At 66.9% G+C, this 25,650-nt stretch carries 24 protein-coding genes and 1 tRNA gene; 17 read left to right on the top strand and 8 right to left on the bottom strand.

Annotated features, from left to right (window positions below):
• Window positions 1-68 precede the first annotated feature (68 nt).
• From lptA to AC3WL8_RS08720, 9 genes are all read left to right on the top strand, one after another.
• A complete protein-coding gene (gene lptA / locus AC3WL8_RS08760; protein ID WP_013955474.1) occupies window positions 69-719 on the top strand; it encodes a lipopolysaccharide transport periplasmic protein LptA in 651 nt (216 codons plus the stop codon).
• A gap of 57 nt (window positions 720-776) precedes the next feature.
• Entirely contained in the window at window positions 777-1,577 is an 801-nt protein-coding gene (gene lptB / locus AC3WL8_RS08755) for an LPS export ABC transporter ATP-binding protein (RefSeq protein WP_013955473.1), read from the top strand.
• Window positions 1,578-1,712: 135 nt separating this feature from the next.
• Entirely contained in the window at window positions 1,713-3,194 is a 1,482-nt protein-coding gene (locus AC3WL8_RS08750; RefSeq protein WP_153953205.1) for an RNA polymerase factor sigma-54, read from the top strand.
• Window positions 3,195-3,242: 48 nt separating this feature from the next.
• On the top strand, window positions 3,243-3,593 hold the full coding sequence (gene hpf / locus AC3WL8_RS08745) for a ribosome hibernation-promoting factor, HPF/YfiA family (RefSeq protein ID WP_010814386.1): 351 nt from the start codon (window positions 3,243-3,245) through the stop codon (window positions 3,591-3,593).
• 455 nt (window positions 3,594-4,048) lie between these two features.
• Window positions 4,049-4,504, top strand: a complete 456-nt coding sequence (ptsN, locus tag AC3WL8_RS08740) for a PTS IIA-like nitrogen regulatory protein PtsN (protein ID WP_010814385.1) — start codon at window positions 4,049-4,051, stop codon at window positions 4,502-4,504.
• Between the two features lie 80 nt (window positions 4,505-4,584).
• On the top strand, window positions 4,585-5,556 hold the full coding sequence (gene hprK / locus AC3WL8_RS08735; RefSeq protein ID WP_010814384.1) for an HPr(Ser) kinase/phosphatase: 972 nt from the start codon (window positions 4,585-4,587) through the stop codon (window positions 5,554-5,556).
• 162 nt (window positions 5,557-5,718) lie between these two features.
• Window positions 5,719-6,111, top strand: coding sequence for a PsiF family protein (locus tag AC3WL8_RS08730; protein WP_010814383.1), 393 nt, complete (start codon window positions 5,719-5,721; stop codon window positions 6,109-6,111).
• 117 nt (window positions 6,112-6,228) lie between these two features.
• Complete coding sequence (gene rapZ / locus AC3WL8_RS08725; RefSeq protein ID WP_013955471.1) at window positions 6,229-7,113, top strand: RNase adapter RapZ; 885 nt, start codon at window positions 6,229-6,231, stop codon at window positions 7,111-7,113.
• Between the two features lie 91 nt (window positions 7,114-7,204).
• Entirely contained in the window at window positions 7,205-7,864 is a 660-nt protein-coding gene (locus AC3WL8_RS08720) for an LON peptidase substrate-binding domain-containing protein (RefSeq protein ID WP_013955470.1), read from the top strand.
• Between the two features lie 23 nt (window positions 7,865-7,887).
• On the opposite strand, the gene mutY is transcribed toward AC3WL8_RS08720, so the two are convergent.
• The 3 genes from mutY to mutM form a co-directional block, all read right to left on the bottom strand.
• Window positions 7,888-9,066 carry an A/G-specific adenine glycosylase gene (mutY, locus tag AC3WL8_RS08715; protein ID WP_492378153.1) on the bottom strand — a complete coding sequence of 393 codons (1,179 nt, stop codon included), beginning with the start codon at window positions 9,064-9,066 and terminating at the stop codon, window positions 7,888-7,890.
• 99 nt (window positions 9,067-9,165) lie between these two features.
• A complete protein-coding gene (locus AC3WL8_RS08710) occupies window positions 9,166-11,118 on the bottom strand; it encodes a dynamin family protein (protein WP_492378152.1) in 1,953 nt (650 codons plus the stop codon).
• 282 nt (window positions 11,119-11,400) lie between these two features.
• Window positions 11,401-12,279: a bifunctional DNA-formamidopyrimidine glycosylase/DNA-(apurinic or apyrimidinic site) lyase gene (mutM, locus tag AC3WL8_RS08705; RefSeq protein ID WP_013955467.1), complete on the bottom strand. Its 879-nt coding sequence runs from the start codon at window positions 12,277-12,279 to the stop codon at window positions 11,401-11,403.
• Window positions 12,280-12,432: 153 nt separating this feature from the next.
• On the opposite strand from mutM, the gene AC3WL8_RS08700 reads away from it, so the two are divergent.
• The 8 genes from AC3WL8_RS08700 to AC3WL8_RS08665 all read left to right on the top strand — a co-directional run bounded on the left by AC3WL8_RS08700 (window position 12,433) and on the right by AC3WL8_RS08665 (window position 20,701).
• On the top strand, window positions 12,433-14,391 hold the full coding sequence (locus AC3WL8_RS08700; RefSeq protein ID WP_492378151.1) for a tetratricopeptide repeat protein: 1,959 nt from the start codon (window positions 12,433-12,435) through the stop codon (window positions 14,389-14,391).
• A gap of 92 nt (window positions 14,392-14,483) precedes the next feature.
• Window positions 14,484-15,077, top strand: a complete 594-nt coding sequence (gene lolB, locus AC3WL8_RS08695) for a lipoprotein insertase outer membrane protein LolB (RefSeq protein WP_013955465.1) — start codon at window positions 14,484-14,486, stop codon at window positions 15,075-15,077.
• 8 nt (window positions 15,078-15,085) lie between these two features.
• On the top strand, window positions 15,086-15,964 hold the full coding sequence (gene ispE / locus AC3WL8_RS08690; protein WP_013955464.1) for a 4-(cytidine 5'-diphospho)-2-C-methyl-D-erythritol kinase: 879 nt from the start codon (window positions 15,086-15,088) through the stop codon (window positions 15,962-15,964).
• A 59-nt stretch (window positions 15,965-16,023) separates the two neighbouring features.
• Window positions 16,024-16,100, top strand: a tRNA-Gln gene (locus AC3WL8_RS08685).
• A gap of 94 nt (window positions 16,101-16,194) precedes the next feature.
• Entirely contained in the window at window positions 16,195-17,148 is a 954-nt protein-coding gene (locus tag AC3WL8_RS08680; protein ID WP_010814374.1) for a ribose-phosphate pyrophosphokinase, read from the top strand.
• A 132-nt stretch (window positions 17,149-17,280) separates the two neighbouring features.
• A complete protein-coding gene (locus tag AC3WL8_RS08675) occupies window positions 17,281-17,898 on the top strand; it encodes a 50S ribosomal protein L25/general stress protein Ctc (RefSeq protein ID WP_153953202.1) in 618 nt (205 codons plus the stop codon).
• A 151-nt stretch (window positions 17,899-18,049) separates the two neighbouring features.
• Window positions 18,050-18,646: an aminoacyl-tRNA hydrolase gene (pth, locus tag AC3WL8_RS08670; RefSeq protein ID WP_013955462.1), complete on the top strand. Its 597-nt coding sequence runs from the start codon at window positions 18,050-18,052 to the stop codon at window positions 18,644-18,646.
• Window positions 18,647-18,841: 195 nt separating this feature from the next.
• Window positions 18,842-20,701, top strand: a complete 1,860-nt coding sequence (locus AC3WL8_RS08665; RefSeq protein WP_492378150.1) for a PhoX family protein — start codon at window positions 18,842-18,844, stop codon at window positions 20,699-20,701.
• Between the two features lie 101 nt (window positions 20,702-20,802).
• Here the strand turns inward: AC3WL8_RS08665 and AC3WL8_RS08660 are convergent, their stop codons facing one another.
• From AC3WL8_RS08660 to AC3WL8_RS08640, 5 genes are all read right to left on the bottom strand, one after another.
• Complete coding sequence (locus AC3WL8_RS08660) at window positions 20,803-21,063, bottom strand: YfhL family 4Fe-4S dicluster ferredoxin (protein WP_010814370.1); 261 nt, start codon at window positions 21,061-21,063, stop codon at window positions 20,803-20,805.
• 68 nt (window positions 21,064-21,131) lie between these two features.
• A complete protein-coding gene (gene coaD, locus AC3WL8_RS08655; RefSeq protein WP_010814369.1) occupies window positions 21,132-21,617 on the bottom strand; it encodes a pantetheine-phosphate adenylyltransferase in 486 nt (161 codons plus the stop codon).
• A gap of 240 nt (window positions 21,618-21,857) precedes the next feature.
• On the bottom strand, window positions 21,858-22,562 hold the full coding sequence (gene rsmD, locus AC3WL8_RS08650) for a 16S rRNA (guanine(966)-N(2))-methyltransferase RsmD (RefSeq protein ID WP_013955460.1): 705 nt from the start codon (window positions 22,560-22,562) through the stop codon (window positions 21,858-21,860).
• An 82-nt stretch (window positions 22,563-22,644) separates the two neighbouring features.
• Window positions 22,645-24,027, bottom strand: coding sequence for a M16 family metallopeptidase (locus tag AC3WL8_RS08645; RefSeq protein ID WP_153953200.1), 1,383 nt, complete (start codon window positions 24,025-24,027; stop codon window positions 22,645-22,647).
• A gap of 9 nt (window positions 24,028-24,036) precedes the next feature.
• On the bottom strand, window positions 24,037-25,584 hold the full coding sequence (locus AC3WL8_RS08640; RefSeq protein WP_013955458.1) for a M16 family metallopeptidase: 1,548 nt from the start codon (window positions 25,582-25,584) through the stop codon (window positions 24,037-24,039).
• Between the last annotated feature and the right edge of the window lie 66 nt (window positions 25,585-25,650).

Raw genomic sequence — 25,650 nt, 5'->3', positions numbered from 1 at the left:
GCCCCGGCCCGGGGGCCGCACCAACCCGCACCAACGTACCCAGACGCCCTCAAGCAACCCCTGCCAACATGACTGCTTCCCTGACGACATCGTCCCGTCGACGCACCGCCCCGGCTCTGCTCGCCCTGGCCATGGCCTTCGGCCTGCTGGCCCAGCCCGCCCTGGCCGAGCGAGCGGACCGCGACAAGCCGATGGTGCTGGAGGCGGACAACGCCAGCTACGACGACGTCAAGCAGATCTATACGCTGACCGGCAACGTGGTGCTAACCAAGGGCACCATGATCCTGAAGTCCGACGCCGCCGAACTGCGCACCGACCCCGAGGGCTACCAGTTCGCGGTAGCCACCGCCAAGCCGGGCAAGCAGGCCTACATCCGCCAGAAGCGCGAAGGCGTCGACGAATACATCGACGGCTGGGGCGACCGCATCGAGTACGACGGCAAGCAGGAGTACTCCAAGCTGATCGGCAATGCCCGCATGGCGCGCCTGCAGGGCGCCAAGCAGGTCGATGAGATCCGCGGCGCGGTGCTGACCTACGACAGCCGCAAGGAGTTCTACACGGCCGCCGGCGGCGGCAGCGGCGACGCCGCGGCCGCCAATCCGTCCGGTCGCGTGCGCGCGGTGTTGTCGCCGCGCCAGGACCAGAAGGCCGGCGCCACGGGCAATGGCGGCTCGCCGCTGGACCTGAAGACGGCGCCCGCGCCTGCCAACAAACCCTGACGCCTGGCGCCGGCTTGCCTGCCCGCGCCAGAAACGCCTGAACGCCAGACCGTGCCAATGACCGATACCGCAACCATCGCCGACAAGCCTTCCGTCGAAGCCTCCACCGTCCTTCCCGGCGGCAGCACGCTGGTCGTGCGCCACCTGAAGAAGCGCTATGGCTCGCGCACGGTGGTCAAGGACGTCTCGCTCGACGTGAAGAGCGGCGAGGTGGTCGGCCTGCTCGGGCCTAACGGCGCGGGCAAGACCACCTCGTTCTACATGATCGTGGGCCTGGTGGCGCTGGACGAAGGCGATATCGTGCTCGACGGCGACCACATCAGCGGCCTGCCGATCCACGAGCGCGCGCGCATGGGGCTATCGTACCTGCCGCAGGAAGCCTCGGTGTTCCGCAAGCTCAACGTCGAAGAGAACATCCGCGCGGTGCTGGAGCTTCAGGTGAGCAACGGCAAGCCGCTGCCCAAGACCGAGATCGAGCGCCGCCTGGATTCGCTGCTCGACGACCTGCAGATCGCGCACCTGCGCAACAACCCGGCGCTGTCGCTATCGGGCGGCGAGCGCCGCCGTGTCGAAATCGCGCGCGCGCTGGCGTCGTCGCCGCGCTTCATCCTGCTGGACGAACCCTTCGCCGGCGTGGACCCGATCGCCGTGGGCGAGATCCAACGCATCGTCAGTTTCCTCAAGGCACGCAATATCGGCGTGCTGATCACCGACCACAACGTGCGCGAGACGCTCGGCATCTGCGACCACGCCTACATCATCAGCGAAGGCACGGTGCTGGCCGCGGGCCAGCCCGAGGAAATCATCGCCAATGACGCAGTGCGGCGCGTCTACCTGGGCGAGAACTTCCGCATGTGACTTAACGGCCTGCCCGCGAGCGGCAGGCCTCTTCGCGGGCGCGCGTGGGCCCTCCCACAGCCAGCGGCGATCGGACCGCATAAGCGATAGCAATTTCCGTTCCAACAACGGAAAGATGCGCATAGAATAGCTCGCATGAAACCGTCGCTACAGCTCCGTCTTTCCCAGCATCTGGCCCTGACCCCGCAACTGCAGCAGTCGATCCGGCTGCTGCAGCTCTCCACGCTGGAACTGCAGCAAGAGGTCGAACAGGCGCTGACGGAAAACCCGCTGCTCGAGCGCGAGAACGACTGGATCGAAAGCCCGCTGCGCGTGGCGGCCGACGGCTCGGTCAACCTGCAGAGCGCACCGGCGCCCGCCCCGGCTGAGCCCCAGGGCAATGGCGAGGCTCGCGCCGACGGCGCGGGTGACGACGACAGCTATGGCGACAGCGGCAACGGCGACGACTACGGCAGCGGCGACTGGAGCCTGGACGACTTTGCCCGCCGCCCCCAGGGCGACGAGGATGAAAAAACGCCGATGCAGCTGCGCGAGGCCGAGCCCACGCTGCGCGAGTACCTGATGGAGCAGCTCACGCCGCTGAAGATCTCGGCGCGCGACAAAGGCCTGGCCATCTTCCTGATCGAATCGCTCGACGACGATGGCTACCTGAGCGCATCGCTTGAGGAGATCTGCACGGAGTTGCCGGAAGAACTCGAGTTCGAGATCGACGAAGTCCACGCCATCCTCACGCTGCTGCAGAGTTTCGACCCGCCCGGCGTGGGTGCGCGCAACGCCGCCGAGTGCCTGGCCCTGCAGTTGCGACGCCTGACGCACCCGCAACGCGAACTGGCGCTGAACATCGTTAGCAATCACCTGGAGTTGCTCGCAGTACGCGACTACACGCGGCTGAAGAAGGCACTGCAGGTAGATGAAGTGGCACTGAAGTCCGCACACGAACTGATCCGCTCGCTGGCGCCCTACCCCGGCCATGCGTACAGCCGCCCGGAAGCGGACTTTGTGGTGCCGGACGTGTTCGTGCGCAAGGGTGGCGGCGGCTGGATCGCGCAGCTCAATCCGGATGTGATGCCGAGGCTGCGCATCAACGATATGTATGCCCAAATCCTGCGTGGCGCGAAGGGTGAGTCCGGCACGGCCGGACTGCAGCAAAAGCTGCAAGAGGCGCGCTGGCTGATCAAGAACATCCAGCAAAGGTTCGACACAATCCTGCGTGTCTCGCAGGCCATTGTCGAGCGTCAAAAGAACTTTTTCAGTCACGGCGAAATCGCCATGCGCCCCTTGGTTTTGCGGGAGATTGCCGATACACTGGGTTTACACGAGTCAACCATCTCCCGGGTGACGACCAATAAATTCATGGCAACGCCGATGGGTACTTTCGAACTGAAGTACTTCTTCGGCAGCCACGTGTCCACCGAAACCGGTGGCGCGGCTTCATCAACGGCCATCCGCGCCTTGATCAAGCAACTGATAGGAGCCGAAGACCCGAGGAATCCCCTTTCCGACAGTCGCATTGCCGAACTGCTGGGTGAGCAAGGCTTTGTTGTTGCGCGCCGCACTGTTGCCAAGTATCGCGAAGCCCTGAAGATCCCCGCAGTCAATCTCCGCAAGTCTTTGTAGCCGAGCCCACCGCCTGCCTGGTGAGGCTCTTTCAGAAGGAGAAGCGCTATGAACTTCAAGATCAGTGGACACCACCTGGACATCACGCCCCCTCTGCGTGAGTACGTGGAAACGAAGCTGGAGCGAATCGTCAGGCATTTCGATCAGGTCATTGGCGTTAGCGTGCTGCTCTCTGTCGACAACCACAAGGAAAAGGACCGGCGTCAGTACGCGGAAATTAATCTACATCTCAAGGGCAAGGACATCTTTGTCGAGGCGCATCACGAAGACCTATATGCAGCGATCGACGCACTCGTCGACAAGCTGGACCGTCAGGTGATCCGCTACAAGGATCGCGTGCAAGGCCACGACCGCGAAGCGGTCAAGTACCAGATGGCCGCAGCGCAAATGCAGCAATGACCGTGCCCGGCAGCCCCGCAGCGGGCTGCTGAATCAGGATTGAACAGGCAAGCCGCGCCACGAAGCGCGGCTTTTTTGCGCCCTTGCGTTCCGGGTTGCCGCCGGCATGCCGCGCCCGCACTGGCGGTGCGGCCCGGCTGTGGCGCCGGAGCCAACGCTTTTCACCCGAATGGGCAAGAGTGTTCGCAAGCGCAGCGCCAAGGTGTATGCTGCGCCATACAAAGAGAGGGAATCCTGGCCGCGCCCCGCATCGGTGCGCCGGCTCCCGGCCCGGAGGCACGATTGCATCACCATGTATCGTTCTGCACCGGCTTGCCCCGCTGCGCTGCACAATACGGGGGTAGTCGCTGCTCTATAATGGGCCGGACGCCTCCGGCCAGGCCAACGGCAGCCCGGAGCCAGCCCACTGCCCCGCGGAACGATCTGCCCGCTAACTGAAATCCTGCGCATCGCCCATGAATCGTTTGGCCAAATTGCTGCCACCCGGCAACATCACCCTGGACGTCAGCGTCACCAGCAAGAAGCGTGTGTTCGAGCAGGCCGGGCTCCTGTTCGAGAACAACCATGGTGTGGCGCGCGCCATCGTGACGGACAACCTGTTCGCGCGCGAGTCGCTGGGATCCACCGGCCTGGGCGCCGGCGTGGCGATCCCGCACGGCCGCATCAAGGGCCTGAAGCAGCCGCTGGCCGCCTTCATGCGCCTGGCCGAGCCGATTCCGTTCGAATCGCCGGATGGCAAGCCGGTATCGCTGCTGATCTTCCTGCTGGTGCCCGAACAGGCTACGCAGCAGCACCTGGAAATCCTGTCAGAAATCGCGCAACTGCTTTCCGACCGCGACATGCGCGAAGGACTGGCCACGCTGCCGACGCCCGATGCCGTCCATCAGCTGCTGATCGCATGGCATCCCTGATCCCCTGATCCCCCAGGCGGGCCGGCACCAGACCGGGCAGGCGCCAGGCGCTTCGCAAACCGCCCCACCAGTCATACCGCATGGAACTCACCGGCGTCACCTCCCAGTCCATCTTCGACGACAACGCAGCCGACATCAAACTCTCGTGGGTGGCCGGCCTGGAAGGCGCGGACCGCGCCTTCGACGTGGAGTTCGCCCGCGAAGCCACCTCCGCCGCCGACCTGGTGGGCCACCTGAACCTGATCCACCCCAACCGCATCCAGGTGCTCGGCAAGCCCGAAATCACTTATTACCAGCGGCTGGACGATGAGACCCGCAAGCGCCAGATGGGCGAGCTGATCCTGTTGGAGCCGCCCTTCCTGGTGATCGCCGACGGCATGGAGCCGCCGCCCGACCTGGAACTGCGCTGCACGCGCTCGTCCACGCCGCTGTTCACCACGCCGGTGTCGTCGGCCGCGGTGATCGACCACTTGCGCCTGTACCTGTCGCGCATCTCCGCGCCGCGCGTGACCATGCACGGGGTCTTCCTCGACATCCTGGGCATGGGCGTGCTGATCATGGGCGAATCGGGCCTGGGCAAGAGCGAACTGGGCCTGGAACTGATCTCGCGCGGCCACGGGCTGGTGGCCGACGATGCCGTGGACTTCGTGCGCCTGGGGCCGGATTTTATCGAAGGCCGCTGCCCGCCGCTGCTGCAGAACCTGCTTGAAGTGCGCGGCCTGGGCCTGCTCGACATCAAGACCATCTTCGGTGAGACCGCGGTGCGGCGGAAGATGAAGATCAAACTGGTGGTGCAGTTGGTGCGCCGCAACGACGGCGAGTTCGAGCGGCTGCCGCTCGATTCGCAATACCTGGACGTGCTGGGCCTGCCGATCCACATGGTCAAGATCCAGGTGGCGGCCGGGCGCAACCTGGCCGTGCTGGTCGAGGCCGCGGTGCGCAACACCATCCTGCGCCTGCGCGGCATCGATACGCTGCGCGACTTCATGGACCGGCAGCGCGCCGCGATGCAGGCCGATGCGGTTTCGCGCGGCCAGGGCCGCCTGCTCTGAGCCCCAGCGTTTTCATTTGCTTACAACGGCGTTGACGCAGAACGTCAACGTTCTTCAGGCATGCTCCGTTTTGTGCTGTAATGGGCATCGCGCCCGTTACGGAAGCTGCAACGCCGGCAATGGCGCGCGGCCATGAAGTTTTCCACATCCAGGAGAGCAAGCATGAAGAAACTGATCGCGATGTGCGCGCTGGTCACCCCGATGATCGCCGCCAGCGCTTTTGCACAGACCACGGCCACGCCGGCAACCCCCGCCACGCCAGCCAAGCCAGCGGCCACCGCACCGGCAACGCCGGCCATGCCTGCCACGCCCGCCACCCCGGCTACCCCGGACAAGCCCGCAGCCAACGCCCAGCAGGACAAGATGAAGGCCTGCAATACGCAAGCCGCCGGCAAGAAGGGCGACGAACGCAAGGCGTTCATGAAGGAGTGCCTGTCCAAGGGCGCGTCCAAGACCCAGCAGGAGAAAATGGCTTCCTGCAGCAAGTCGGGCAAGGGCAAGAAGGGCGACGAATACAAGGCCTACATGAAGGAATGCCTGTCCAAGGCAGCCTGAGCCGCACCCAGCGCCGCAAACTGACGGCAAAAGCATGGCGAACCGCGAGGTTCGCCATGCTTGCTTTGTGCGTGGTGTCATGACGCCTTCATCACGTGATGCTATGCTTCAGTTGCTATGCGCATCATCCTCATCACCGGCATATCCGGTTCCGGCAAGTCCGTCGCACTGAACGTGCTCGAAGACGCAGGCTACTACTGCGTGGACAACCTGCCGGCTCAGTTCATCCCGGAACTGACCCGCTACCTCGACAGCCAGGGCTATACGCACCTGGGCGTCGCCACTGACATCCGCAGCCGCGAGTCGCTCGACCAGCTGCCCGACACCGTGCGCGCGCTGGCCGCGGAGCACCAGGTCGAGGTGGTGTTCCTGACCGCCAGCACCGACGCACTGGTGCAGCGCTATTCCGAGACGCGCCGCCGCCACCCGCTGTCGGTGCGTACCGACGGCATGCCGGGCCCTGGCGTTGAACCGGCCTTCAACGACACCGCGCTGATGGAAGCGATCGAGATGGAGCGCGCGCTGCTGAGCCCGCTGGCCGAGGCCGCGCACCGCATCGACACCAGCAATGTGCGCACCAATACGCTGCGCAGCTGGATCAAGGAGCTGATCCGCGACGACAGCCAGCGGCTGACGCTGCTGTTCGAGTCGTTCGGCTTCAAGCATGGCGTGCCCAGCGATGCGGACATGGTGTTCGACGTGCGCTCGCTGCCCAACCCCTATTACGACCTGGCCTTGCGCCCGCTGACGGGGCGTGACACGCCGGTGATCGACTTCCTGCAGGCCCAGCCAATGGTGCTGGCAATGGCCGAGGATATCCGCGCCTATGTGGAAAAGTGGCTGCCAAGCTTCATTGCCGACAACCGCAGCTACCTGACCGTGGCGATCGGCTGCACCGGCGGGCAGCATCGCTCGGTCTATATTACGGAAAGGCTTGCCAACTACTTCCGGGCGCATGGTAATGTGCTGGTGAGACACCGAGAGCTCGCACCGGCGGGCTGACGCAGGCGGGACTGCCCACTGGCATCACTGGCATCTGCGCACCGCGTTGGCCGGCTGGCCCATTGCTGCGCGATACCCAAGCTGGCACTGCATGTCCTCGACCGACCTCTACCGTCCCACGGGATCAGAAGTTCCGCCACGGACGCTCGACAACCTGCCGCTGTTCCCGTTGCACACCGTGCTGTTTCCCGGTGGACGGCTGCCATTGCGCGTGTTCGAGGCGCGCTATGTCGACATGGTGCGCAACTGCTTGCGCGACAACACACCCTTTGGCGTTTGCCTGATCGAAAGCGGCGAGGAAGTGGCCCGGCCGGACCAGCCTACCGTGCCCGAGCTGGTCGGCTGCCTGGCGGAAATCGTCGACTGCAACATGGAGCAGCTGGGCGTTCTGCTGATCCGCGCGCGCGGCCGCGAGCGCTTCCATATCGTCAGCCATGACACCCGCGACGACGGCCTGCTGGTCGCCCGCGCCGAGGTGCTGCCCCCCGACATCATCGACTGCAAGCTGGAGCTGCTGGGCGAATGCCTGGATGCGCTGCGGCGCATTGTCACGCGGCTGCACGCCGAGCACCCTGACCGGCTGCCGTTCGACGAGCCCTACCTGTGGGACGACCCGAGCTGGGTCGCCAACCGGCTGTGTGAGTTGCTGCCGGTGCCGCTCAAGGCCAAGCAGATGCTGATGGCGCTGCCCGATGCCGGCATGCGCATCGAGATCGTGCACCGCTACATGCGCCAGAACCACATGCTCTAGGCGCGGATCCCCAACCCCAGACTTCAGAACAGCCCGCCGCGCGCCTGGTCCTCCAGCAGCCTGCGCACCGGCGCGGGCGTCCCCACCGCATCGAGATCGTCAAGCGAGATCCAGCGCTGCGCGGCTTCCGCGGCGCTGTCCTGCGCCATCAGGCTTGCGCCGTCCGCACTCACATCGACCCGGATGGCACGGATCAGCAGGCGGAAGTGCGTGAACACATGGGTCAGCTCGCCGGTCAGCGCGGCGCGCGCGGGCTTGCCGAAGGCGCTGGCATAGTCGAGCGCCGCCGCCTCGGCGGCTTCCGCGTCGAAGGGCACGCTGTCGACCGGCATCTCAGGCAGGCTCCACAGCCCGCCCCAGATGCCGCTGCCGGGGCGCAGGCGCAGCAGCACTTCGCGCTGGCGCCGCACCAGCAGCATCACCGTGCTGCGCTCGGGGATGGCCGCGCGCGGCTTGGGCGTGGGCAGCACGCCGGTGAGACCGTCGCGGCGCGCCACGCAGTCGGCCGACAGCGGGCACGCGCCGGCATCGGCCAGGCAGGCCGGCTTGCCGCGCGAGCATACCGTGGCGCCCAGGTCCATCAGCCCTTGCGTATAGGCGATCATGTCCTCGGCCTGGCGCGGGCCTGCCGCCGGCAAGGCCAGCTCGGCCAGCTGCCACATGCGCGTTTCCACCACGCGCTCGCCCGGATGGCCGTGGATGCCGAAGCAGCGCGCGAACACGCGCTTGACGTTGCCGTCCAGGATCGGCGAGCGCACGCCGGCGCTGAACGCGGCGATCGCCGCGGCGGTGGAGCGGCCGATGCCGGGCAACGTGGCCAGCAGCGCGGGATCGGTCGGGAAACGGCCACCGTGCTCGCTCACCACCTGCATGGCGCAGCGGTGCAGGTTGCGCGCGCGCGAGTAGTAGCCCAGCCCCGCCCATAGCGCCATGACCTGGTCGGCAGGCGCCGCCGCCAGTGCCTGCACCGTGGGCAGCTGCGAGACAAAGCGCTGGAAGTAGTCGATCACCGCGCTCACCTGGGTCTGCTGCAGCATGATCTCCGACAGCCAGATGCGGTACGGGTCGCGCGTGTTCTGCCACGGCAGGTCGTGCCGGCCATGCTGGCGCTGCCAGTCGACCACGCGGGCGCCGAAGTCGGGCGGCACGCGGATATCGTCGGGGATGGCGGGAACGGCACGGGGGGCTGGTTTGCGGGGCATCTGGGTGAAACGTTCTGAAGCGCGGGGGCACGGCGGCGCACCAAAGTAAATGGCGCCGCTCAGTGCGGCGCCACATGATATACCGGCTTCAGGATCTGGCTACGCCACCGCAAGGCTCGCGCTGTCGGCGGCGGCCGTCGGCCGCAGCAGCCGCTGCGCGTAGCCCTCGATACGGCCGCTGCGCTCGTCCAGGCCGTTGAGCACTTCCTCGAGCTCGGCAATGCGGCTTTCCAGCGTGTCGGTGGCCTCGTGGATGCGCTCGATCGAATCGACGCGCCGGCGCAGCTGCTTCTGGTGCTCGCGCACCTGCGCCTCCAGCGGCGTCATCACCGACTTGAGCCAGACCTCGATATCGCGGTTCAGGTCGCGGAAGTTCTCCAGCACGCGGCTGGCCATGGTGCTGAAGGCGCTCTGCACCAGCTGCGGGCGCGAGCGCGTCAGCATGCTGACCGTGCCGAAGTGCGCATGCACCAGGCGCAGCGTTTCCTCAAGCTCGGCCACGTAGCGCTCGGCAGTGAACTGCATCGGCGCGGGCAGCGTGAAGCCGTGCTCGGCGTTGAAGCGCCGGTACATGCTTTCGATCAGCTGGTGCAGCTGGCTGATCTTGTTGTCGGCATCGGTCACCAGCCTGGTCAGCTGCGCGAACAGCGCGTCCATGTCTTCGCGCAGGCCGCGCGAGAAGAAGCGCTCTTTCATCTGCTCGCGCGCGCTGCGCATGGTGAGGCGCACGTCGCGCAGCTGCAGGCTCTTGATGATGTCGGCACTGTGGCGGCCGAAGACCAGGCGCAGCGCCTGGAATTTGCTGATGCTCTGCTCGAACTCTTCCTTCTCGCCCTGCACGCGCATCAGCATGTGCTTGACCATCGCGTGGTTCTTGCCGCGCAGGCCGCGCAGCTCGAACAGCTGCTCGACGATATCGCGGCGGCGGGTCTGCAGCAGCTGCTGCGCGGCGCGCGCCATGTCCTGCACCAGGCGGTGCGCCTGGTCTGAAACGATCTCGCGCCGGCGCGGGATCAGCTGGTCGGACAGCACGTGCTCGAACTCGGGCAGGCCGCTGCGCGCCAGCAGCTCGTCGTCGTGCGTGACCTTGGCCACCAGGCCTTTCTGCGCCGATACCGGATAGACGCGCGACTGCTCGATACCCAGCACCTGCCCGGTGGTGGACACCTGCCGCGCAATCTCCTGCTCGATCTCGCCCGGCTCGCGCAGCGGATCCCACAGCCCGTCGATCTTGTTGAGCACCGCCAGGCAGCCGCGCCGGTGGCCGGCGCCGACATGGCTGCGCCACAGCTCCAGGTCGCTCTTGGTGACACCCGCATCGGCGGCCAGCACGAACACCACCACATGGGCGTCGGGGATCAGCCGCAGCGTCAGCTCGGGCTCGGTGCCGATCGCATTCAGGCCCGGCGTGTCCAGGATCACCAGGCCCTGGCGCAGCAGCGGATGCGGGAAATTGATGACGGCGTGGCGCCAGCGCGAGATCTCGACCATGCCCTCGGCATCGACCGCGTAGGCGGCATCGGGATCGTTCTCGTGGTATAGGCCCAGCGCCTCGGCCTGCGCGGGCGGCACGCGCACGGTCTGCACCACGTGCTGGAACGCAGCCAGCATGCCCTCGGGCGAAGACGGGTCCAGCGGCACCGAATGCCAGTGCGAAGCCGAGGTGCCGGCCTCCAGGAAGTCAGCGGTAGAGGCCTCCTGCAGGCGTGTCTCGATCGGCAGCAGCCGGATGCACGGCGGCTCGGCCTCGTCATAGCGCAGCTCGGTCGGGCACATCGTGGTGCGCCCCGCCGACGACGGCAGGATGCGGCGCCCGTAGTCGGCAAAGAAGATGGCGTTGATCAGCTCGCTCTTGCCGCGCGAGAACTCGGCAATAAAGGCGACCTTGAGGCGGTCGCTGCGCAGCACGCTCTGGATGCGCTGCACGCGGTCATCGGCCTGGGCGTCGTACAGGTCGTGCTGCTGCAGCCAGGACTGGAATTCGGCCAGTGACTGGAGGACCCCGGTTCTCCAGGCGCCGTATTGTTCGAATTGATGGGCGAGCGTTGTCATGGAGCTGTTCGGCTGACTTGGTTTTACCTCGGGGCACGCCGCTTTCGCGCTGCGCCCGTGTTCGCGCAATGCCGGCCCGACCACTGTCTACCCTGCAAGCGGTCGGGCCATTTTGTAACTTTTTATGACTGCACACACGATACAGGTTTCCACAGCGGTTTTGTGGAATTCACGTCCCTCGGTCATGGCTTGCACAAGGAGTGTTGCGCCGACCCATCGACAATCGCCGGCGGCGCGCATTGTGCGCCACACGGCGCCTGCCCGGGCGGCTGCCGCCGGGGCTCAGTGCTGGCAGTTCGGGCAGTAGAAGGTGGAACGCTGGCCCTGCACGATCTGGCGCACCGGCGTGGCGCAGACGCGGCACGGCTGGCCGGCGCGGTCGTAGACCAGGCAATCAAGCTGGAAATAGCCGCTGGCGCCGTCGCTGCCGACAAAGTCGCGCAGCGTGCTGCCCCCGCGCTCGATCGCCTGCGCCAGGGTCTCGCGCACCGCCTGCGCCAGGCGGTCGCAGCGCGCGCGGCTCAGGCGCCCGGCCGGGGTGGTCGGGCGGATGCCGGCGCGGAACAGACTCTCGGACGCATAGATATTACCGACGCCCACCACGATGCCACCGGCCAGCAGCACGGTCTTAATGGCGGCGCTGCGCCCGCGCGTGTGGCGGTGCAGCCAGGCGCCGTCGAAGGCAGGATCGAAGGGCTCGATGCCGAGCGTGCGCAGCAGCGGATGCGACGGCAGTTCGGCCTCGGGCAGCGTGCTCCACAGGATGGCGCCGAAGCGGCGCGGATCGCGAAAGCGCAGCACGATGGTGCCCGGTTGGGTGCCCAGCGCGGCGCCGGGCGCGGGGGCCAGCAACAGGTCCAGGTGGTCGTGCGCGCCAGGCGGCGGCGCATCGGGCAGCACCCGCAGCGTGCCGGTCATGCCCAGGTGGACCAGCAGCCAGCCGGCCGACTCGCCCGCCGCCTCGCTCACGCATTCCAGCAGCAGGTATTTGCCGCGGCGCTCGATCCGGCGCACCACGCGCTGGGCCAGCCGCATTTCCAGTTCCGGATCGACCGGCCAGCGCAGGCCGCGGTGGCGCACCGTGACCGCGGCGATGCGCCGCCCCACCACATGCGGCAGTAAGCCGCGCCGGGTCACTTCGACCTCGGGCAATTCTGGCATCGAACCTCTCCGTTGGTTACCGCTCAAAACTCCTGCGGCGCCTGTGGGCACCGGCCCGCGGCGCCAAGCAGCGCATTGTAGCGGCAGGCTACAATGGCCTCATCAATGCGTTTTCTCCCATCCTTCGCCAGCGCGCGCCGGAGCAATCACTACATGTCGGACCTCATGCCGGACCTGATGCCGGACTCCACGTTGCAAGCCACCGCGGGCGGCCTCCCGATCGCTTTTCCAGGCGCCGTTCCCCGCACAGCGCGCACGGCTGGCGCCCTGGCCCGGTTTTTCCAGGCGCCGCGCCGCCATGCGCGTGCGCTGGCCGCCTCGGCATTGCTGGCCCTGGCCGCCGGCGCCAGCCATGGCGCGCCGCCCGCGGGCGCCATGCCATTGCCATCGGCACTGCAGCTGGCCGCGGCCGAAAGCGAGCGCCCCGCCGCCGCCAGCAAGCCGGCACGCAGCGCGCTGCCGTCGCTGGAGCTGACCGACGACATCGTCTATATGGTGCTGGCCGCAGAGATTTCCATGCAGCGGGGCCTGGTCGGCCCGGCCTACCGGACCTACATGGAACTGGCCCGGCAGACCCGCGACCCGCGCTTCGCGCAGCGCGCCACCGAGATCGCCTTCAATGCGCGCATCCCGCAGCAGGCGCTGGACTCGGCGCGCCTGTGGAAGGAGATTTCGCCGACTTCACCCGCCGCAAATCAGGTGCTGTCGACGCTGCTGGTGCTCAACGGCCGCTGGGACGATGCCCGGCCCCTGCTGCAGCAACAGCTGGCGGCGGTGCCGGCCACCCATCGCGGCGAGGCCATCCTGCAGCTGCAGCAGCAGCTGTCGCGCACCAGCGATCCGGCCGGCGCGGCCACACTGCTGCAGGACCTGACCAAGAATGACACCAAGCTGCCTGAAACGCAGCTGGCCCTGGCGCGCGCCAGGGAAGTCGCCGGCGACGAGCCGGGCGCGCTCGCCGCGCTCGACCAGGCGCTGCGGCTGCGCCCGGACTATGAAGCGGCCGCGCTGATGGCGGCCGAGCTGCGCGCCGAGAAACAGCCCGACGAAGCCGTCGCGATCCTGAAGCGCTTCCTGGACAAGTCGCCCGATTCGGTCAACGGCCATATCACGCTGGCGCGGCTGTACCTGCTGCGCAATGACATGCAGTCGGCCCGGCAGGAGTTCGAGACGCTGCGCAAGGTAGCCCCGGGCGACCCGCGCGTGCCGCTGGCATTGGGCCTGACCAGCCTGCAGGCCAAGAACTACGGCGAGGCCGAGCAGTACCTGAAGGAATACTTGCAGCTGGTCGAGAAGCAGCCCACCGCCAACCCCGACATTGCCTACCAGTACCTGGCGCAGATCGCCGAGGAGCGCAAGGACTACGCCGGTGCCATCCAGTGGCTGGACCGCATCGAGGACATCCGGCTGGCGCCCGCGGCCACCGCCAAGCGCGCACAGTTGCTGGCGCGCATGGGCAAGCTCGACGACGCCCAGGCGCTCTTCGGCGAGATGCTCACCGACGCCGAGGACATCCCCGATCCCGGCCAGCGCACGCAGCGCGTGACCGCCATCCGCCAGGCCGAGGTGGCCACGCTGATGGAAAGCAAGGCCTATGACCGCGCCCGCAAGCTGCTCAACGACCGCGTCACGGCCGAGCCCGACAACGCCGACTGGATCTACGAGCTGGCCATGCTCGACGAGCGCCAGAAGCGCTACGACAGCATGGAAAAGGGCCTGCGCAAGGTGATCGCGCTGCAGCCGCAGCAGAAGCAGGGCTACAACGCCCTGGGCTACTCGCTGGCCGACCGCAACGAGCGCCTGCCCGAGGCGCTCAAGCTGCTGGAGCGCGCCTCCGAGCTGGGGCCGGATGATCCGTACATCATGGACAGCCTGGCCTGGGTCAAATTCCGCATGGGCGACCTGCGCCCGGCGGCCGACCTGCTGCGCAACGCCTATTCCAAGGCGCCCGAGGCCGAGATCGGCGCGCACCTGGGCGAGGTGCTGTGGCAGCTCGGCGAGCACGACGAAGCGCGCAAGACCTGGACCGAGGCCGTCCGGACCGATCCCGAGAACGAGACCCTGGTCGACACGCTGCGCCGCTACAAGGTCAACATGCAACTGTCCAAGTAACCCCGCCGCCGCGGCCCGCAGCCCGGGTCCGCGGCGCCGGATTCCCGTCAGCCGGCGGCCGCCGCCGCGCCGCCGTCCTCACGACCAAGCCCATGAACCGATCCCGACGCCTGGCGCTCCTCTGCCTTGGCGCCCCGCTGCTGCTGCAGGCGTGTGCCAGCGTGGCACCGTCGCGCAGCTTTGATGGCGACCAGGCCGCCGCCAGCCAGCAATACACCGGCCGCTTCTCCGCCAACTACGTGCGCTACGGGCGCGACGAAGGCGTGCAGGGAAGCTTCCGCTGGGAAGAGCAGGGCCGCAACGTGCGACTAGACCTGGTGTCCCCGCTTGGCCAGACCCTGGCCGTGGTGACCGCCACGCCGTCCGGCGCCACGCTCGACCTGCCCAACCAGCCGCCGCGCAACGCGCCCGAGGTCGACACCCTGATGGAAGAAGCACTTGGCTTTGCGCTGCCGGTGTCCGGCATGCGCGACTGGCTGCACGGCCGCGCCACCAAGGGCGCGCCCGCGCGCACCACGCGCGACGAGCAGGGCCGGCTGGCAACGCTGGCGCAGAACGGCTGGACCGTGCGCTACGTCGCCTGGCAGGAAGCGGCCGCCCAAGTGCCGCGCCGCATCGACCTGGCGCGCGACGCCGGCAGCAATCCGCTGTCGGTGCGCCTCGTGATCGATCCCCAGACGCCGTGAACCACGCCATGCACCGCAGCCAGCCCCTGCCCCCGCCCGAACTGCGCGACTGCCCCGCGCCGGCCAAGCTCAACCTGTTCCTGCACGTGACCGGCCGCCGCGCCGACGGCTACCACACGCTGCAGACCGTGTTCCAGCTGGTCGACTGGTGCGACACGCTGCATTTCCGCAGGCGCGATGACGGCCTCATCGCACGTGTCACCGACGTGCCCGGCGTGCCGGCCGACACAGACCTGACAGTGCGCGCCGCGCGCGCCTTGCAGGCTGCCAGCGGCACGGCCTTCGGCGCCGATATCGCCATCGACAAGGTGCTGCCGATGGGCGGCGGCATCGGTGGCGGCTCGTCCGATGCCGCCACCACGCTGCTGGCGCTGAATCACCTGTGGGGACTGGGCCTTGCGCGTGCCGAACTGATGCGCATCGGCCTCGCGCTGGGCGCCGACGTGCCGGTGTTCGTGTTGGGCCAGAACGCCTTTGCACAGGGCATCGGCGAGGACCTGACGCCAGTCGAGCTGCCCGACAGCTGGTTCGTAGTCATCCACCCGAAACAGCATGTCCCCACCGCTGAAATTTTTTCGGACGAGTGCTTGACAAGGGATACGCCGCTCTCCATAATTGCGGTCTTCGCTGCTCGCACAAACAAATTCGATTTCGGTCGCAACGACCTGGAACCGATAGCAACAGCGAAGTTCGGCGAAGTCGCCCGAGCCCTAGCATGGCTGAAGCAACACAATCAGCATGCCAGGATGACCGGTTCCGGAGCCTGCGTGTTTGCGCGTTTTCCCGACGCAGCAACAGCACAGCAGGTTTTGGAAAGGTTGCCCCCTGAATGGGATGGCAGGTGTGTGCGCAGTCTGGCACGTCATCCGCTCGCAGCGCTCGCGTAGCAAGTTTTCGTTCGGCGCGGTACGGCAGTCTGGTACCACGAAGAACGGCCCGGTTGTGTAGGGGAGTCGCCAAGTTGGTCAAGGCACCGGATTTTGATTCCGGCATTCGAAGGTTCGAATCCTTCTTCCCCTGCCATTACATTCCTATAGTGTCCTTACGGACCCTCTGTATCAGTCACCGGCTTTGCCGGTGACACCAAGCTCCCCCAGCAGCAAGACAGGTGCCCCGAATGAGCAGCGAAGGCTTGATGGTATTTACCGGCAACGCCAACCCCAAACTCGCGGAGGCTGTCGTACAGCACCTCGGCATTCCTCTGGGCAAGGCGTTGGTTGGCCGTTTCTCCGACGGCGAAGTTCAAGTTGATATCCAGGAAAACGTTCGCGGCAAGCACGTCATCGTGCTGCAGTCCACCTGCGCGCCGACCAACGACAACCTGATGGAACTGATGGTGATGGTCGACGCGCTCAAGCGCGCCTCGGCACGCAGCATCACCGCCGCCATGCCCTACTTCGGCTATGCCCGCCAGGACCGCCGCCCGCGTTCGGCGCGCGTCGCGATCTCGGCCAAGGTCGTGGCCAACATGCTGGAAGTCGCCGGTGTCGAGCGCGTGCTGACGATGGACCTGCACGCTGACCAGATCCAGGGCTTCTTTGATATTCCCGTCGACAACATCTACGCTTCGCCGGTACTGCTGGGCGACCTGCGCGAGAAGAACTACGGCGACCTGCTGGTGGTGTCGCCGGACGTCGGCGGCGTGGTCCGTGCCCGCGCACTGGCCAAGGAACTGAACTGCGACCTGGCGATCATCGACAAGCGTCGTCCCAAGGCCAATGTGGCCGAGGTGATGAACATCATCGGTGAAGTCGACGGCCGCAACTGCGTCATCATGGATGACATGATCGACACCGGCGGCACGCTGTGCAAGGCCGCCCAGGTGCTGAAGGAGCGCGGCGCGCTGAAGGTCTTCGCCTACTGCACGCACCCGGTGCTGTCGGGTGGCGCGGCCGCCCGCATCGCGGACTCGGCGCTGGACGAAGTGGTGGTATGCGACACCATCCCGCTGTCCGAAGAAGCCGCCAAATGCACCAAGATCCGCCAGCTCTCGACCGCCCCGCTGCTGGCCGAGACCTTCACCCGCATCGTCAAGGGCGACTCGATCATGTCGCTGTTTGCGGGTTCCTGATAGAATTTAGGGCTTTACTGCGTTGATCGCCGTTTTTCAGCGATCAACGTGACCTGATCGGCGCATCATTTTCTGTTTGCGCCGCAACGAGGCTGTCTGGTCGCGGACAGCCTTCTTACATTTGGAGTCATCATGAAAGTTGTCGCTTTCGAGCGTAGCGTACAGGGAACGGGTGCGAGCCGCCGCCTGCGCAATTCGGGCAAGACCCCCGGCATCATCTACGGCGGCGCCGCCGAACCGAAGATGATCGAACTGGATCACAACGCGCTGTGGCACGCCCTGAAGAAGGAAGCGTTCCACTCGTCGATCCTGGAACTGGAAGTCGCTGGCAAGTCGGAACAGGCCCTGCTGCGCGCATTCCAGATGCACCCGTTCAAGCCGCTGGTGCTGCACGTCGATTTCCAGCGCGTGTCGGCCAACGACAAGATCCACGTCAAGGTGCCCCTGCACTTCATGAACCAGGAAACCGCTCCTGGCGTGAAGCTGGGCCACGGCATCGTCAACCACATCGTGAACGACCTGGAAGTGTCGTGCCTGCCGGCCGACCTGCCTGAGTTCATCGAAGTGGACCTGGCCGCCGCCGAGCTGAACCAGACCGTCCACCTGTCGGACATCAAGCTGCCGAAGGGCGTGACCGTGATCACCCACGGTGACGACAACCCGGCTATCGCCAGCATCTCGCAACCGGCTGGTGCCGTGTCGGAAGCTGCCGAAGGTGGCGAAGCCGCTGGCGAAACGCCGGCTGCCTAAGCTGCAGCAGCGGTTGCGGCCTGCCGGCCGCGCCACGAAGAAACCGCCGCTTCTTGCGGCGGTTTTTTTTCGCCCGGCAGCCGTCTGCCGGTTTTTCGGTATCCTTGGCGCTTGTGGCGCAGCCTTGCGCGCCAACGACCCAGTCAAACGCATGATCAAGCTCATCGTCGGCCTCGGCAATCCCGGTGCGGAGTACGAGGCCACCCGACACAACGCCGGCTTCTGGCTGGTGGACCAGCTGGCCCGCATGGGCGGCGCCACGATGCGCGTGGAGGGCCGCTTCCACGGCCTGGCCGCGCGTGCGCGGCTGTGGGACCAGGATATCTGGCTGCTCAAGCCGTCGACCTTCATGAACCGCTCCGGGCTGGCCGTGGTGTCGCTCGCGCGCTTCTACAAGGTCCTCCCCGACGAGATCGTGGTCGCGCACGACGAGATGGACCTGCCGGCGGGCGCGGCCAAGCTCAAGCGCGGCGGCGGCGCGGGCGGCCACAACGGGCTCAAGGACATCTCGGCCCACCTGTCCACGCAGGACTACTGGCGCCTGCGCCTGGGCGTGGGCCATCCGCGCAACGCGCCCGGCGGCGCCGGCGCGGGCCGCGAGGACGTGGTCAACTTCGTGCTCAAACCGCCGCGGCGCGAGGAGCAGGAAGCCATCGATGCCGCCATCGACCGCTGCATCGACCCGCTCGGCCTGCTGGCGCGCGGCGATGCCGAACGCGCCATGGCGCAGCTGCACACCACGCGCTGACAAATACGCACATCCCTGCGACAACAGCATGAAAACGGGCCGCATCTGCGGCCCGTCGTCATTTGGCAGCCCAAGACTGCTGTTGCAGACAATATGTCATCAAAGTGCCATGGGCGGCACATACATTCCGTGGTTTCCAATCGCATCGGTATCGCATGGTGGCCGATGCGCATGACAACCCACAGGAGGAAGCCCATGTCGTACCTGACCGATGAAGCACGAGCCGCCAGCCGCGCTGCCAAGCCCGACGTTGAAGTGCCCGGCCAGATGCTTGAAGACATCGTAGCCGCCAATCCGGCCCGCCGCCGGGTGCTGCGCGGCGGCCTGGGCCTGTCGCTGGCCTCGGCGTTCGGCAGCGGCCTGCTGGCCGCCTGTGGCGGCGATGACGATCCCGCACCGGCACCGGCACCGGCCCCCGCGCCCGCACCCGCTCCGGCCCCCGCGCCCGCCGCGGTCGCCCCGAGCTACGACGTCACCTTCGAGCCGATCGCCAAGTCGACCGCCGATACCGTGGTAGTGCCCAACGGCTACAGCGTCGACGTGCTGTTCTCCGCCGGCGACCCGGTCGAAGCCGGCGCCACCGGCTATGCCGGCGCCTTCCAGTCCTCGGCCGAAACCGAGCGCCAGGCCGGAGGCAACCACGACGGCATGCACTACTTCGCGCTGCCGGGCGTCGATCCGCAGAAGGGCGGCCTGCTCGCGATCAACCACGAACTGCCGGACTACAACATCCTGTTCCCGACCGCCTACAACGCCGCCACCGCAAGCGCGGAGCAAAAGCGCATCGCCCTGTCGGCGGTGGGCATCTCGGTGATCGAAGTCGAACTGGCCGTCAGCGGCAAGTGGCAGGTCAAGCGCGACTCGATCTACAACAAGCGCTACACCGGCAACACGCTGTACCGCGTGGGCGGCCCGGCCGCCTCGGTGGTGGGCTCGACCGTGGTCGGCATGCTCAACAACTGCTCGAGCGGCTACACGCCGTGGGGCACCTACCTGACCTGCGAAGAAAGCACGGACAACTACATCGACCCGACCCAGGCCGAGAACGGCTACGGCTGGGTGGTCGAGATCGACCCGTACGGCACGCTGGGCGCGCCGGCCAAGCGCACGGCGATGGGCCGTTTCGACCATGAGAACGTCGCCTTCCTGACCGACGCCGGCAACAACGTCGCCTTCTATATGGGCGATGACGGCACGCCGGGCTGCATCTACAAATTCATCCCGAGCAAGGCCTTCGATCCGAACAACCGCGCCGCCAATGCCAACCTGCTGGACAGCGGCACGCTTTACGTTGCCAGGTTCAATGCCGACGGCAGCGGCCAGTGGATCGAGCTGACGCAGGGCAAGAACGGCCTGACCGTCGGCGCATCGGACCCGGGCAACTGGACCCAGTCGGCGGTCTCGCCGGCGCCGAGCACGGTCGACTTCACCAGCCAGGCCGATGTGCTGATCAACACCAAATCGGCCGCGCGCGCGGCCGGCGGCACGCTGATGGACCGCCCCGAGTGGATCACGGCCGCACCGGACAAGACGCTCTACTGCACGCTGACCAACAACAGCGGCCGCCAGCAGACCGACGCCGCCAACCCGCGCAAGAACAACCTGCACGGCCATATCGTCAAGTGGAACGAAGCCGGCAATTCGCCGCTGGCCACGACCTTCACGTGGAGCATCCTGCTGCAGGCAGGCGACCCGTCGCTGGCCACCGACAACCTGAAGGGCAATATCAACGGCGACACCTTCTCCAGCCCGGACGGCCTGCGCGTCGACCCCAAGGGCCGCCTGTGGGTGCAGACCGATTCCAGCACCAGCGCCACCTATACCGGCACGTTCGGCAACAACAGCATGTACTACATCTCGCCGACGGGTCAGTCCCGGCGCTTCCTGGCGGGCCCGACCGGCTGCGAGATCACCGGCATTGCCTACACGCCGGACCTGACCACCTGCTTCATCAATATCCAGCATCCCACCGGCAAGTGGCCGGACGCGGCCAAGCCGCCGCGCTCGTCCACCATCGTGGTGCGCCGTAGCGACGGCAAGCCGATGGGTGCGTGACCGCGCAGTGTTGTAGGTAGTAGCAGCAGTAACTGGGGAAAAGTTAAACCCCCGTCACCTTGCGGTGCCGGGGGCTTTTTTTGCCTGGCTGAAGCTGCGGGTCAGGCGGCGTGCTTTGCGGCCGTCAGCAGCCGGTAGCGCTGCATCAGGACCTCATGCGTTTCGACGCGGTTCGGATCCTTGGGGATACAGGCGACCGGGCAGACCTGCTGGCATTGCGGCTCGTCGAAGTGCCCGACACACTCGGTGCACTTGTTGGGGTCGATTTCATAGATCTCGGGCCCCATCGAAATGGCTTCGTTCGGGCACTCGGGCTCACAAACGTCGCAGTTGATGCAGTCGTCAGTGATCATCAGCGCCATGGTGTTTCCTTCCTGCGGACACGCCCGCGCCCGACTGGCCGCGACTCGACGTATCTGAGTCTGCTATTTTATTCCGGTTTGCCGATTTTCTCTTGCAGCCAGCGTTCCACCGACGGGAACACGAACTTGCTGACGTCGCCGCCCAGCACCGCGATCTCGCGCACAAAGGTGCCGGAGATGAACTGGTACTGGTCCGACGGCGTCAGGAACATGGTTTCCACGTCGGGCAGCAGGTAGCGGTTCATGCCTGCCATCTGGAATTCGTACTCGAAGTCGGACACCGCGCGCAGGCCACGCACGATCACGCGCGCATTGTTGTTGCGCACAAAGTCCTTGAGCAGGCCGGAAAAGCCTTCGACGCGCACATTGGGATAATGCCCGAGCACTTCACGGGCAATGCCGATGCGCTCTTCGAGCGAAAAGAACGGGCGCTTGTTGGGGCTGTGCGCCACGCCCACCACCAGTTCGTCGAAGATGTTCGACGCACGGCGGACCAGATCCTCGTGTCCCCGGGTCATTGGATCGAACGTGCCGGGATAGACCGCGATGACCATACTTCCTCCTTGATCTGCCCGCTGCCGGCCGTGGGCCGCCTCTTGCGCCGGCCGGACCGGCGTGGGTGCTGCGTCGCGAGCGTTGTGACAGCGGCGTAGTGTAACCCCAAATGCGCCACTTGGAAGTCGCCCGGCGCACCGTTTTGCCGCAGCGCAGCTAAGAACCCGTTTCCTATTGAGGAAGGGGACCTTCCTCATTGCGGAACAGGCCTACCCCGACAATCGCCCCAGCCTGGTGCATCAGGCCGCGCCGTTGCCCGGCACGCGATGCTGCAGCAGGTGGAAATGCACCGCGCCGGCGCGCGCGTGGCGCACGATTTCAAGCGATGCCGGCACCGGCGCGTCGGCACCGGTCAGCGCATGGTCGGTCTCGACATAGACTGCGCCGCCGGGCCGCGACAGCCGCGCCGCATGCTCCAGCGCCGGCCCGATCCAGTCCTCGGCAAAGGGCGGATCCAGGAAAACCACGTCGAAGCTGGCATCGGGCAGCTGCGCGGCAATGGCAAAGGCATCGCCCTGCATCACGCGCACCTGGGCCGCGTCGAGCCGGTACTGGTTGTCGCGCAGCTGCTTGGCCACGCGCGCATTGGACTCGACCAGCGTGACCGCGGCGGCACCGCGCGAGGCGGCCTCGAAGCCGAGCGCGCCGGAGCCGGCGAACAGGTCCAGGCATTCCAGCCCGGACAGGTCCTGGCCGAGCCAGTTGAAGAGCGTCTCGCGCACGCGGTCGGGCGTGGGGCGCAGGCCCTGGGCGTCGGGAACGGGCAGCAAGGTGCGCTTCCAGCGGCCGCCGATGATGCGGACCTGGGACGGTTCCTGGCGTGGTGCCTGGCGCGGTGCCTGGCGTGGCGCCGCGGAAACGGGGGAACGCCCGCCGCTGGCAGCGGCAGGAGAGGCGGGTCGCCCGCCGGTGGCGGGCGTCGGCAATCGGGAACGCGAATTCATCCCGTGATTGTAGAGCCTGCGGGCCGGTTCGCCGCACGCGCCGGAGCCCCGGCGCGCATGACGGGCCCAAGCGGTGCCGGCATCACTGCCTGGCGGCGGTCGCAGGCGCTGCCACCGGGCCGCCGACGATCACCGTCGCCATATTGTCCGGGCGCACATGACGCTGGAAAGCGGCCCTGACCTGCTCGCGCGTGACCTTGCCAATCTGGGCGGTCCAGGTGTCCAGGTAATCCAGCGGCAGCCCGTACCAGCCGATATTGGCGACGTTGGTCAGCAGCTTGCGGTTGTTGTCGATGCGCAGCGGGAAACCGTTGATGAGGTTGTCCTTGGCCGCGCGCAGCTCTTTCTCGGTCGGGCCCTCGGCGACAAAGCGCGCCAGCACCTGGCGCACCAGCGCCAGCGCTTCGTCGGTCTGCGCCTTCTTGGTCTGCAGGCTGATGCCGAACGGACCCGGCTGCTTGGACGGCGCGAAGTAGCTGTCCACGCCGTAGGTCAGGCCGCGCTTCTCGCGCACCTCGTCAGTCAGGCGCGAGCTGAAGCCGCCGCCGCCCAGCACGTAGTTGCCCACCAGCAGCGCGAAGTAATCGGGGTCGCCGCGGGCAATGGCCGGCTGGCCGATGGCCACGCTGGACTGCTGTGCCGGATGCGGCATGCGCTGCTCGCTCGGGGCGATGTTCAGGCGCACCTGCGGCATGGCCGGCGCCGCGCTGCCGGGCGGCAGCCCGCGCGTGAGCTGCTCGGCAATGGCTTCGGCCTGCTTGCGGTCGACCGCGCCGATCAGCGTCACCACGGCGCGCTGCGCGCCGTAGTTGTCGCGCCAGAACCTGACGATGTCGTCGCGTGTGATCGACGCCACGCTGTCCGGCGTCGCGGCCACGCCGTAGGGGTGGTCGGGATACATGGCCTTGGCCAGCGCCTTGTCGGCGATTACGCCGGGCTTGGCGTCGGCTTCGCGGATGGCGGTGATCAGGCGCTGCTTCTCGCGCCCGACCACGGCGTCCGGGTAGGTCGGTGCCTTGATCAGCTGCGCGGCCAGCGCGACTGACTGGTCCAGCTCCGGCTGCTCGGTCAGCGTGCGCAGCCCGATGCCGCCGCGGTCGCCGCCGGCAGCGCCGCCAAAGGCGGCACCGGTATCGGCAAAGCCATCGGCGATCTTCGCTTCATCGCGCGCCGGCTGGCCCTCCAGCGCCGCGGCGCCCTTGTCCAGCAGCGCGGCGGTCAGCGTGGCCAGCCCGGCCTTGCCCGGCGGGTCATAGCGGCTGCCGGCGTCGAAGTCGATATTGACGTCGAGCATCGGGATCGACGGGCTGTGCACGAAGAACACCTTGGCGCCGGTGGACGCGGTCCAGTGCTCGATCGGGATCGCGGCCTGCGCCAGTTGGGCGGCCAGCAGGACGACGGCGCCCAATGCGGCGCCGGCCAGTTTGCGCAGCGCACGCTGCGGGGTGGTGACGTACTGAGTCATCGCCTTTCCTCAGTGGCGCAGGCCCGACGGGGCCTGGGGCTTGGGCTTGTTTGGATCGATCGGCTGCGGCACCAGCGTGGCCACGGTCAGGTTGTCGTCGTTGAAATACTTCGCGGCGACGGCCTGCACCTGCGCCGGCGTGACGGCCTTGATCTTGTCGAGCATGCGGTCGATCTGGCGCCAGGAGATATCCGAGATCTCGGACACGCCGATTTCCATGCCCTGCCCGAACACCGAATCACGCTTGTAGATCTGGCCGGCCACCACCTGCGCCTTGACGCGCTTGAGCTCTTCCGGCGACACGCCTTCCTTGGCGATGCGCTGGACCTCGGCGCGCAGCGCGCGCTCGATCTCGTCGGTGTTGTGGCCTGTGGCCGGCGTGCCGTCGAGTACGAACAGCGACTCGCCGCGGTTGATGCTGTCGTAGCCGACGTTGACGTCGTCGGCCAGGCGCTGCTCGCGCACCAGTTCACGCGTCAGGCGTGCGTTGTCGTAGCCGTTGAGCACGGCCGACAGCACCTCAAGCGCGTAGGGGTCGACGTCCTTCTCGATATCGCGCAGGCGCGGCACCTTGTAGGCCATCACCATGTACTGGTTCTCGGCCGGCGCCTTGACCCAGATGCGCTTGATGCCCTTTTGCGCCGGCTCTTCCTGGTCCTTGCGCAGCGGCAGCGTGCGCGGCTTGACCTTGCCGTAGTAGCGCTCGGCCAGGGCGCGCACTTCCTCGGCCTTGACGTCGCCGGTGACAATCACCATGGCGTTGTTGGGCACGTACCAGTGCCGGTACCACTCCTTGACGTCATCCACGCGCATATTGACCAGGTCGTCCATCCAGCCGATCACCGGGTGGCGGTACGCGGCGGCGGTGTAGACCGTGGCCAGCAGCTGCTCATAGACGGTGCCGCGCGCGGAGTCGTCGGTGCGCAGGCGGCGTTCTTCCATCACCACTTTCATCTCGCGTTCGAACTCGTCCTTGGTGATGATGAGGTTGGCCATGCGGTCGGCCTCCAGCTCCATCATCCTCGGCAGGTACTGCTTGCCGATCTGCTGGTAGTACATGGTGAAGTCGCGGTTGGTCATGGCGTTCTCACGCCCGCCCAGCGCGGCCACCTGCTTGGAGAACTCGCCCACGCCAACTTTGGGCGTGCCCTTGAACATCATGTGCTCGAGCATGTGCGCCACGCCGGTGGTGCCGCTGACCTCATCGATGCCGCCCACGCGGTACCAGATCTGGTGCGCCACCGTGGGCGCGCGGTGGTCTTCCTTGACGATCAGCCGCAGCCCGTTGGACAGGCGGTATTCAGTCGTGCCCTGCGCGGTCGCGCCGGCCAGGGCGGTCTGCGTGCCGGGCCTCGGCGAGGGCACGGCTTCCTGCGCCCCCGCCGGCATCGACCAGGGCAGCAAGGCCAGCAGCAGCGTGGGAATGACACGCCGCGCAAGACGCGCGGCGCGGGCAGGAAGCGGATTGGAAGGTTGTGAGAGGCGTTGGATGCGCGTTTGGACGCAGGCTTTGGTGCCTTGTGCGCCCGCAGCGGTCAGGACAGCGCAATGGTTCATGCGACCCCGTCTGCTAGAATTTTGCCGATCGACTCACGTGCGCAAGACTGCGCGCATGAATCTGCC

Source organism: Cupriavidus sp. FW305-F7 (assembly GCF_058782875.1).
The sequence above is the reverse complement of the archived record's forward strand: the minus strand, read 5'-3'. Positions and strand labels throughout refer to the sequence as shown.